The sequence below is a fragment of the Planococcus sp. CP5-4_YE genome, assembly GCF_019042655.1.
Taxonomy (GTDB): domain Bacteria; phylum Bacillota; class Bacilli; order Bacillales_A; family Planococcaceae; genus Planococcus.
This window is the reverse complement of the sequence record NZ_JAHPZO010000012.1, coordinates 108158-118485: the sequence shown is the minus strand read 5'-3', so window position 1 is coordinate 118485 and position 10328 is coordinate 108158. Positions and strand designations below refer to the sequence as shown.

Genomic DNA, 10328 nt, shown 5'->3' with positions numbered 1-10328 from the left:
TCATTAGATCTCATTGATATGCGGTATGAAAAGCGCAGCACCATCTTCACGACCAATGTGAACTTCAAGTCGTGGGATGAGGTCTTTCAGGATACGAAGATCGCCAACGCCATCCTGGACCGCATCCTGCATCACGCCACGGTGGTCAGCATTGTGGGCGAATCTTATCGCCTCAAGCATCATTTAGCTTCTGAAAACGAGTGAAGTTGTGCATCCTTAAACAAGCGAAAATGTACATAGTCAAGTTGACATTTACAACCAAATCCTTGGTTGAGCTTTTTCTAATAGAAAAGACACCGCAATATGCGATGCCTTTTCATTAAATCAATATGATACTAAACGTTGGTAGAAAGAGTAGCTTTCTTTCCTAATAGATAATAAATTAAATAGCCAATCACATTGAATAAAGCGAAAATTATAACCCATCCAATATTTAGTCGCTTATGATGATAGGCATTGATTGTTGCCCAAACCGTAAACAAAGTGAAGTAAACTGCTAATCCAGAAAATAATATAATCGCCATCAAATCACCAATGTGTCGTGTTTCCATTTGGACATACCATTGTTCTCCATCGCCACCACCATAAGGGTAGAAATCTGCACGGAGCCAATCAGGAGACCAAACCGTCTTTTCATATTGGTAATCAGGTTGTGCAGTTTCCACATAACCGAATATGGAATTAACGCCTACATCTCTTACATTGAAAACTTTCACTTCTGAAATTTGATCGGTTCCGTCGATTAAGGTTGTGATTTCAGCTTTCTTCGCTTCGGTAATTGGTCCATTGTTCTTCAAGACTTCTAACACTGCTGATGCAATTTCGGAATTTTCGGATGCGTTAGTTTCCTCTATACCACGAATATAACCAAATGCAGCTAAACTTAGAAGAAGAATGATGAGTGCTGATGATAGAATCCATTTTGAAAATATCTTTTGTGCTTTAAACAACTGACTGACAACAGAACGCATTTCTTGTTCTCCACCAAATCGTTCAATTGCAATTTCAATTGCTTCCTTTTCTGATTTGCCTTCTGTTTTTAATTCGTGAACAGCTTCTAATAGATGAGTTTTCATTTCTGCTTTCGATTCATTAATTTCTTTCTTATTCCCGCCAACGTTTCGATAAACTTCCTCAACATACATATCAATTTGCTTCAAAGTTTTTCTCCCCCTTCGATAAATTTATCAATAATAGTTTTTACAAATTGCCATTCAGCGCATTTCTCTTCGAAGCCTTCTTTACCTAAAAACGTGAGTTCGTAATATTTTCTTCTTCCCCCTGGGCCTTGCTCATCTCCCCAGTAAGAACTAATCCATTTATTTTTTTCCAATCTTTTTAAGGACAAATATAATGTCCCTTCTTTTAATTCGAACTGCTCTTCACTTTTCTCACGAACAATTTTGGCAATTTCATACCCATACATATCTCTGCTATGCAAAAGAGAAAGTATTAGCGTGTCGATATGACCTTTCAATACTTCTTTATTAATATTCACTTAAACACCCCCTATAATGAGTATATTTAATATTACTCTATAATACAAGGTATACCTTTAAAAATAACATTGTTTTATAAAATAATAGCGTTGAGTCTAAAGAAGCTATTTTGAATTACACAAATTTTTTGCATAAAAAAATCACTTCCGATTCTACGGAAATGAAGTATTTTCAAACTTATAAACTTTTATCCTTATATATCACTTCGGCTACAACTTCTGGCTGATAGTTTATAAACCATAGGGGCGTGATCTTTAAAAAGAATTGCCGCAAGACGGAGACTGGCATAAAAAAATAGCACCCACAATTCACGTGAAATAGGTTGTCGAAAACCTTGCGAATTTGGGTGCTATTTTGTGTTTTAAAGTGGTGAAAAACGGTTGTTAAAACTGTTGCGTTTTTGATTGCTATTTCGGTGTTTTGCGTCTCTCAACTGAACGGGTTATATGAAAAGGCAGGGGGTTTTTTAGGCTGTCGAGAAAGTGATAAAGTCGTATTTTCCGAAGCTTATCGCTCGCTTTCCGTGGGGCGGGAATCGAGCCTCCTCGTTCGCTTCGCTCCCTGCGGGGTCTCTCAAACCCGCTGGTCCCACCGGAGTCGAGCGACCGCTTCTCCAAATACTTAGAGAGCTTATTAATAGTTGGATATAGAAAAAGGTTTTCTTTTTCATAAATGAGAGCGAATTTTGGACTTCTTCAACACTCTGAAAAACCCCCTTCCTATTCGGTAGGGGATTTTTCCATTTCTATTCTATGTGCCGCAATAGGTTTGGTATGGCGGTGTTGAAGGGGGCGGTGGGGCAGCAAAGGACTGTTGCTCGTCTGAATGAGCATAGGGATCTCGTAGAATGTCCAATAACTTCTCCATCACTGCATAATCGCCTTGAGCCGCCGCTTCCAGTGCCGCTTCAACACGGTGGTTGCGTGGGATGACAGCTGGGTTTTTGCTCTTCATGAGTTCCAGAATTTCTTGTTCTGAACGCCCCTCTAGCTGTTGGCGGGCTTTCCAGCGGCTGTTCCACTCTTTAAAAGCCGGGTCGTTTGCCAGTGCTGGCTCTTCAACAGCTTCGAAGGTCAAGAAACGGAATGTATTGGTATAGTCCGCTTGCTTTTCCTGCATCAATTCTAGCAGCTCATTGATCAATTGTTCATCTTCAGGCGTTTCGGTAAACAAACCGAGTTTTTCGCGCATGCCTGTCAAATATAAGTTCTTTTGCAAACTTACATATTCCTCGAGCGCTCCTTGGAGAGACGCCAAGGCCTGTTTTTCAGGAATCTCATCCAACAGCGGAAACAGAGATTCCGCAAAACGAGCTAAATTCCATCCTCCGATGAGCGGTTGGTTGCGGTAAGCATAACGGCCGCCGGCATCAATCGAGCTAAAGACCGCGGACTCATCGTAACGGTCCAGAAAAGCGCATGGTCCGTAGTCGATCGTTTCGCCGCTGATCGCCATATTGTCCGTGTTCATGACCCCGTGGACGAATCCCGCGAGCTGCCATTTGGCAATGAGTGAAGCTTGTCGCTGCGCTGTCTGGCGGAATAATTCGACATAGCGGTCAGGCCCGGTGATCTCTGGGAAATGCCGTTTGATCGTGTAGTCCGCCAAAGCCTTTAAATCTTCAGTCGAGCGGTATTTTGCGGCAAACTGAAAAGTGCCGACACGGATATGGCTCGAGGCCACCCGTGTCAGAATCGCTCCCGGCTCTGCAGAGTAGCGCTGGATCTTTTCTCCTGTCAATACAACGGCCAGGCTCCGGCTGGTAGGAATACCGAGTGCGTGCATACTTTCACTGATAATGTATTCCCGAAGCATGGGCCCGAGTGCCGCACGGCCGTCTCCGCTTCTGGAAAAAGGAGTGAGGCCGGACCCTTTCAATTGAATATCGAAAGTCTCGCCGTCCGGTGTCAGCTGTTCGCCGATTAAAATGGCGCGGCCGTCGCCAAGCATCGTAAATTGGCCATATTGATGGCCAGCATAGGCCTGGGCAAGCGGGAAGCTGTCAGCAGGAAAACGATTGCCTGCTAACATTTGCAAGGAATCGGGGCTATCCAGCCGTTCCGGATCCAGGCCAAGTGAATTCGCCAATGCTCGGTTTGTAATAACGAGTTGAGGCGAGGGGACCGGATTGACTTCCATAGGGGCATATAAGGTTTTTGGCAGGCTTGCATAACTATTGCATAGTTTCCAGCCGCTCTCTGTATAGTTCATGGGAGCGCCTCCTATCATCGGTTTTTTGGTATGTCTTTCCTGTTATTATAGCCGCAATGAAAACCATGAAACAACCAAAGTGTGCTGGCTGTACAAATAGCAAAACTTGAGCCATACACACAATTAAAGGCTGGGCTTGAGCTGATGCTAATCGAATTAACGTTCTTCAACGTTTGGCGGAAGCAGTTTTGTGCTTGTGGCCAATTCTTCGATCTTGACATACATGTCATATCATTCAAGGGTTTTGAAGGGCTTTAAGTGACACATTTTAAAAATGCTTTCATCAGGACCCGAAAATAAAATCTGCGCTTTCCCGACCTGATGTACTTGATTATTTTGCATCAGAACGTGCGCGTAAGCAGATGGAGAATTCACAAGGAGGCCAGTGGGCGCGCTGACAGGATTTAGTTGAGGGAATGTTTAGACCTTGCATAAAAAGGGAAAAAGCTCTTACTTGTATTATGGAAAAGATTTTTCTTATAATAAGGCTAACCATATGAGAATGGAAATGACTTGAGAAATGATGCAAAATGGATATAGAGAGAAGGAGTTAAACTATTGAAAACTACGGAACAAGGTATCCGCTATATTGAATTGATGGATGGGGAGCGGGAAATTGATATTCCTGCTATGGTGAAAACAGCAAAAACGGCGTATAAACCGTTTAATTTCAAAGATAAAATTGAACTTCTTTTCTTTTATAGTGAACGCAAAGACTTCAGCCACGCAATCTTCACTGAATATGGAATTATCGACGATGAATTTGATGGCAAAAAAGCCGTACATCATCCGTTTGGGGTCAAAAGCATCATCGGAATTGAAATGTCAGGAAATGACACTATTCCTTTAATTGCCTTTGTCATTGGCCAGGCGATTGAGCATTTCAAACAGAACATGGATATTCGTCGGCACGCTGAATGGCAGGAGTTGGACAATAGTGACAACTATCAATGTTGGCAAACATACTTCTGCCAAGTCCACAGTACAATGGTTCGGCGAGGGCTGGAAGGTTCCACAGATTTATTTTTAAAAACCTTGCCGTTCGTCTTGGCCAAAAAGGAAGATAGTTTTTCTGAAGCATATGTTACAGGGACATTCCACCATGTGATTCACACCATAAGTGAGCTTTACGTTATGAGGCAAGCGGGCGAAACGGAACGGGCAGTTGACTATATAAAAACGATCGAGGAACTCACTGATCCGGCATTCATGGAAATCTATGAGAAGTTGTACACCGAACTGGCTGGATATTTGGAAACACTAGGCATCAAATACAACGAAGTGCACGACTTTTCGATTTTCACCATTATTGAGCAATGTAAAAAACAATTCGCTGCATTGTACGAATAATTTTTTCATACCATGCGGCCATATAGTAGAATCAAAAAATCTCGACTTCTAAAGAAGCCTTCGCTATAGTGAAGGCTTCTTTTTTTATGGAAGGATATTCAGAAAAATCAAAATGGGGGGGTAGCATTTTATAAGTCAAATACGGTACACTTTCTATTAACGGAATGATTAAGGTTTATTTCCTTAAATACGAAAAGCAGGTGATAGCTATGAAACAACAAGCACAAGAGGTATTTGAAGAAGTTCGCGAGTTTCGCCGCCATCTCCACGAAGAGCCTGAACTGAGCGGAGAAGAAATGGAAACTTCCAAGAAAATCCAAGAAAAGCTCGAAGCATACGGCATTCAATTCTACAGTGGATTTGCAAAAACAGGCGTGCTTGGTGTGATTGAAGGCGGCAAGCCTGGGAAAATGGTCGGGTTGCGTGCCGACATCGACGCCTTGCCGATTATGGAGAAAGCAGATGTTCCGTTCAAATCCAAAGTTGACGGAAAAATGCATGCATGCGGCCACGATGCCCATACAGCGATGCTTTTGGGAGTCGGGAAATTGCTCCAGCAACAAAAAGACGAGATAGCAGGAACGGTGCTGCTTATTTTTCAGCCAGCCGAAGAAAATGCGCCGATTGGCGGGGCAGACCAGATGATGGCAGATGGCGTGTTCGATCGATACCAGCCGGATGTCATATTGGCGCAGCACGTATGGCCTGGGCTTCCGGCTGGGCAAGTCGGCGTCATCGACGGGGCGATTATGGGGAACTCTGACCGTTTTCAAGTAACGATCAACGGAGCGGGCGGCCATGCATCCATGCCGCATCAGACAATTGATGCAATCGTTATCGCGAACCAAGTGATGTCGGCCATCCAGACCATCATTAGCCGAAATGCCAACCCGATGGACTCTGGGGTCATCACGATCGGAAAGATCTCGGGAGGCTACCGTTACAATGTCGTGGCGGATAGTGTGGTATTGGAAGGCACAATTCGTTCGTTATCAGACGAAACGAAGAAATTATTGAAAAAACGCTTCCACGAAGTCGTCAAAGGCGCAGCTGAAATGATGGGCGGCTCGTGTGAAATCGATTATTCGGATGGCTATCCGGCAACGGTCAACACGAAACGCTGGGCGGAAGTGGTCCGCCAATCTGCAAAGAGTCAATTGGGTCCGGAAGCTGTTCCTGAAGTGATCGGCAGCATGGCAGGCGAAGATTTCGGGCGCTTCTTGAAAAAATACGAAGGTGTTTATTACTGGCTCGGAACATCGGTTGGCGAACACCAAAAACCGCTTCATGACCCAGGCTTTATGATCGACGAACAGGCATTGCCGATCGGTACGGGCTTAATGGCACAGGCAGCGCTTGATGTACTCGCGGAATTGAACAAATAGGGGGAATGGACATGGCAGATACTATTGATCGGTTTATGGAAGAAATAGAGCCACATCTTATCGAACAAAGGCGCAACCGGCATAAGTATCCCGAAATTGGCTTTGCGGAATATGTCACGACGCATGAGTTAAGCGAACAACTGGCCGGTAAAGGTTTCGAATTGTTTTATGGTACCGATTTTTTGGCCAGCGATGAACGCATGGGTGTTCCTGATGAGCAATTTCTAAAGCAGCAGGAACAACGCGCGCTCGATCAAGGCGTACCCCAAGAATTCCTGGAGCGAATGAAAGGCGGGCATACCGGACTTGCTGCCGTGCTCGATACCGGCAAAAAAGGGCCGAATTTCGCTTACCGCTTCGATATTGACGCCTTGCCGATCGAAGAAGACGATGCTTCAGCCCATGTGCCGGCTAAGCGAGATTTCCGCTCGGATGTTCCCGGCATGATGCACGCATGCGGGCATGATGGCCATGCCGCTGTCGGGCTTGGGCTAGCTGAGTATCTATCGAAGAAAAAAGACAGTCTTCGCGGCAAATTTACGATTTTATTCCAGCCAGCCGAAGAAGGCGGGCGCGGGGCAAAGGCTGTTGTCGAGAAAGGCTGGCTCGATGATGCCGATTATTTCCTGAGCGGCCATGTCGGAATACATGACTTGCCATCAGGAACCGTCGCAGCAGCTACATCGAAGTTCTTGGCGAGTTCCAAGATTAACGCGAAATTCAACGGCAAATCGGCGCATTCCGGATTGGAGCCGAACGCTGGGCGCAACGCGTTGCTGGCTGCCGCATCCGCCACCCTGCATTTGCATAGCATTTCGCGCCATAAAGACGGGGCGACGCGCGTCAATGTCGGGACTTTGTACGCCGGCTCGGGACGCAATATCATCGCAGATCGTGCGTTGATGGAAATCGAGACGCGTGGCGAAACCAATGAATTGGATGAATACATGCAGGAAAATGCATTGCGCATCCTAAAGGCGAGTGCAGCGATGTTTGATGTCGAACTGGAAATCGAGCATATGGGAAAAGCAATTTCGGCCCACGCAGATCTCGAGTTCGCTGACATTGTAGAACGTTCCTGTGCTGCATCAAAGCACTTGAACATTGTGCCGCATTTGCCAATTGGCGCTTCTGAAGATGTTACCTATATGATGGAGCGCGTTCGCGAACGCGGCGGCAAAGCGACATTTATGATTTTTACCAGCCCCTTGCCAGCCGGCCATCACCACCCGCGCTTTGATTATGAGGAACGGGCATTGTCGGCAGGAGTGGAAACTTTGATCCGGACAACTGATTATTTGCTGAAGGAGGATGAGACCCGTGAAAAACTGGCTGATTGAGCAATTGCAACGGATGAATTTAAGCGATGTATTGGTCCAGCCGCGAGGGTTTACACGGGAAGGCTATACCGCGGAAGAAACGGAAGCGATCGAAGTCTTTAAAGCGATTGCTGAAGAATTGGGGCTCGACGTTTCAGAGGATGCCGCAGGAAATGTCATCGCCCGCTGGAATGTTGCGGGCGAAAAAGCGGCAGTAGCGACGGGATCCCATCTTGACACTGTGCCAAATGGCGGGGCATTCGACGGCGGCGCTGGTGTTGTATGCGGACTAGGGGCTGTCAAGATGTTAAAGGAAGCCGATTTTAATCCGCGGCGCCCAATCGAAATCATTTGCTTTCGATCGGAAGAATCTTCGCGTTTCGGCGTCTCGACAATCGGCAGCAAAGCGATGAGCGGATTATTGGATCCATCCATCGGCACACTTGAAGACCAACATGGCGTCACACTCGCCCAAGCTGTCGAAAGCCAAGGATTTCTGTGGCAGGATTTGGTCAACGCGAAGCGCCAGAAACACGAATTGGAATGCTTTGTCGAGCTGCATATCGAGCAAGGGATGCACATCGTCAATCATGAAAAAGATTATGGGGTAGTCAAAGGCGTCGCTTGCCCGGTGCGTTTAGCGGTCACTTTCAACGGAAAGGCAGGCCATACGGGAACAACGCCAATGGACCAAAGGCAAGATGCACTGGCAGCCGCCGCGCCGTTCATTTCATTTGTCCAAGAGACGTCGCTTCAAATGAATGACGCATACGAAAAATCATTGGTCGCGACCGTGTCGACCTTGACTGCCTCGCCGAATTCGATGAACGTCATTCCCCAAACGGTCACAGCAGGAGTCGATATCCGCAGTGTGGATGATTCGTTGAAAAAAAAGATGGCAGATGCCATACGGAGTGAAGCGAAGCGCATTGAAGAATCGACCGGCGTAAAAATCGATATCGAAGTGCTGGTTGATAACCCATCTGTTTTGCTCGATGACGAAATCGCCCAGCAATTGGTCGATGCGGGCGACCACGAAGCCTATTTGGTGCATCGGATGGACAGCGGCGCAGGCCATGATGTCATGAACATGGCGCAAACTTGGCCAAGTGGCTTGCTGTTTATCCCTTGTAAGGAAGGATTGAGCCATCACCCAGAAGAATTTGCCACTGCTGAAGATTTGATGATGGGTGTTGAGTTACTATCCCGTTTCTTAATGGAGGCCACTTCAAATGACGGAAAACGTTAAAGTCGGGCTAATCGGGCCAAATGATTCGGTCAATGAAACAATGAAAGCGGCAGAAAGTTTAGATGGCATCGAGCTTATTCCGTTCATTTATCAGCACACGGAAGAAACGAAAGACATCATTAACCAACATTCAGAGCGTATCGGGCATTGGCTCTTTTCAGGCCCTGCACCTTATCATTTTGCTTTGAAAGAAGAGTTAATCGATGCAGATCATGCGGATTATATTTTGCTCCATGGGTCGAGCCTGCTTGGGACGATGCTCGACGCCTTTATGGAAGAAGGCGCAGTATTATCGAGCATCAGTGTCGATTCGGTTCCGCGCCGCGAAGTGCTGAAAATGCTCAAGGATTTCGATCTGGAAAAACTGGAAATCCACACCGCGCCGGAACTCGGCTATATCCCGGCTGAAGAATTGATCGACTACCACGAGAAACTATACCGATCAGGGCGCATTCAAGCTGCACTCACTTGCGTTCACGCCACCTATAACGGTTTGAAAGAACGCGGTGTGCCGGTCTACCGGATCAGCGTATCGGAACTCGCCGCCCACCGAGCGATTTCTGTCATCAAAGAAAGAAGCCTGTCGGACTTGTACCGCATGAAGCAATTGGCGATGATTGGCATTGAAATCATCTACCCGAGCCAAGCGCAGCAGCGCAAGACGCCGTTCAAGATCGAACGCCAGGAACTGGCGATGAACCGGGTGCTCATCGATTTTGCGGAAGAAGTCCAAGGCTCGAAAGTCGGAATGGGCAATGGCATTTACTTTATTTATACGACTCGTGGGGAATTGGAACTTTACAGCAAATTCCATCATCCGGAAGAGCTAAAGGAAGAGATTTTTGCCAACAGCAAGTTTCAGGTCCGCATCGGCATCGGCTATGGCCGGACCGTCACGGAATCCGAGCAGAATGTCCGGCTGGCGCTTGACTACGCCCGAGAAAAAGAGAACGGCGTAGTCATCAATATTGACGAAGGCGGAAAAGTGACGGAAATCAACTCATCAGGCGACCGTCTCCGTTACAGCCGCCGCAGTTCCGAGTCGAAATGGCAGGAAGCGTTGAAAGACGCAGCGATTAGCCAGACCGTAATTTCACGCATTGAATCCTTGTCCCACCATTACGCGAAAGTTGAACTCACGGCCTTGGAATTATCGCAATGGATGAACAGCACAGAACGCAATGCGCGCAGGATCTTAACGGAGCTCGAGAGCATCGGCCTCGCGGAAGTGGCGGGGGAAGAAGCCGGGCGTCGCGGCCGGCCGCGGAAATTGTACCGTTTGTTATTCGGTGCATAAAACGAAAAGGGAGGAATG

At 46.7% G+C, this 10328-nt stretch carries 9 protein-coding genes; 6 read left to right on the top strand and 3 right to left on the bottom strand.

Annotated elements, in window-relative coordinates; genetic code table 11:
- The coding region (locus KTG14_RS13500; protein ID WP_216971412.1) for an ATP-binding protein at positions 1 to 204 on the top strand (204 nt) is incomplete at its 5' end.
- Positions 205 to 335: 131 nt separating this feature from the next.
- On the opposite strand, the gene KTG14_RS13495 is transcribed toward KTG14_RS13500, so the two are convergent.
- The 3 genes from KTG14_RS13495 to KTG14_RS13485 form a co-directional block, all read right to left on the bottom strand.
- On the bottom strand, positions 336 to 1160 hold the full coding sequence (locus KTG14_RS13495) for a permease prefix domain 1-containing protein (protein ID WP_216971411.1): 825 nt from the start codon (positions 1158 to 1160) through the stop codon (positions 336 to 338).
- Entirely contained in the window at positions 1157 to 1498 is a 342-nt protein-coding gene (locus tag KTG14_RS13490; protein ID WP_216971410.1) for a PadR family transcriptional regulator, read from the bottom strand. Before KTG14_RS13490 ends, KTG14_RS13495 begins: the two co-directional genes overlap by 4 nt.
- A gap of 751 nt (positions 1499 to 2249) precedes the next feature.
- A complete protein-coding gene (locus KTG14_RS13485; RefSeq protein ID WP_216971409.1) occupies positions 2250 to 3710 on the bottom strand; it encodes a protein adenylyltransferase SelO in 1461 nt (486 codons plus the stop codon).
- A gap of 558 nt (positions 3711 to 4268) precedes the next feature.
- Between KTG14_RS13485 and KTG14_RS13480 the strand changes: the two genes are divergently transcribed.
- The 5 genes from KTG14_RS13480 to KTG14_RS13460 all read left to right on the top strand — a co-directional run bounded on the left by KTG14_RS13480 (position 4269) and on the right by KTG14_RS13460 (position 10310).
- Entirely contained in the window at positions 4269 to 5060 is a 792-nt protein-coding gene (locus KTG14_RS13480; RefSeq protein WP_216971408.1) for a hypothetical protein, read from the top strand.
- A gap of 209 nt (positions 5061 to 5269) precedes the next feature.
- Positions 5270 to 6445, top strand: a complete 1176-nt coding sequence (locus KTG14_RS13475) for a M20 metallopeptidase family protein (RefSeq protein ID WP_216971407.1) — start codon at positions 5270 to 5272, stop codon at positions 6443 to 6445.
- A gap of 11 nt (positions 6446 to 6456) precedes the next feature.
- A complete protein-coding gene (locus tag KTG14_RS13470; RefSeq protein WP_216971406.1) occupies positions 6457 to 7785 on the top strand; it encodes an amidohydrolase in 1329 nt (442 codons plus the stop codon).
- Positions 7766 to 9013: a M20 family metallo-hydrolase gene (locus tag KTG14_RS13465; protein ID WP_216971405.1), complete on the top strand. Its 1248-nt coding sequence runs from the start codon at positions 7766 to 7768 to the stop codon at positions 9011 to 9013. The genes KTG14_RS13470 and KTG14_RS13465 overlap by 20 nt, the downstream gene beginning before the upstream one ends.
- Positions 8997 to 10310: a helix-turn-helix domain-containing protein gene (locus KTG14_RS13460; RefSeq protein ID WP_216971404.1), complete on the top strand. Its 1314-nt coding sequence runs from the start codon at positions 8997 to 8999 to the stop codon at positions 10308 to 10310. Before KTG14_RS13465 ends, KTG14_RS13460 begins: the two co-directional genes overlap by 17 nt.
- Positions 10311 to 10328: the final 18 nt, after the last annotated feature.

Coding starts and splice junctions, on each gene's coding strand:
- KTG14_RS13485 (WP_216971409.1), bottom strand. CDS start 3,710: ATGAACTATACAGAGAGCGGCTGGAAACTATGCAATAGTTATGCAAGC.
- KTG14_RS13475 (WP_216971407.1), top strand. CDS start 5,270: ATGAAACAACAAGCACAAGAGGTATTTGAAGAAGTTCGCGAGTTTCGC.
- KTG14_RS13470 (WP_216971406.1), top strand. CDS start 6,457: ATGGCAGATACTATTGATCGGTTTATGGAAGAAATAGAGCCACATCTT.
- KTG14_RS13460 (WP_216971404.1), top strand. CDS start 8,997: ATGACGGAAAACGTTAAAGTCGGGCTAATCGGGCCAAATGATTCGGTC.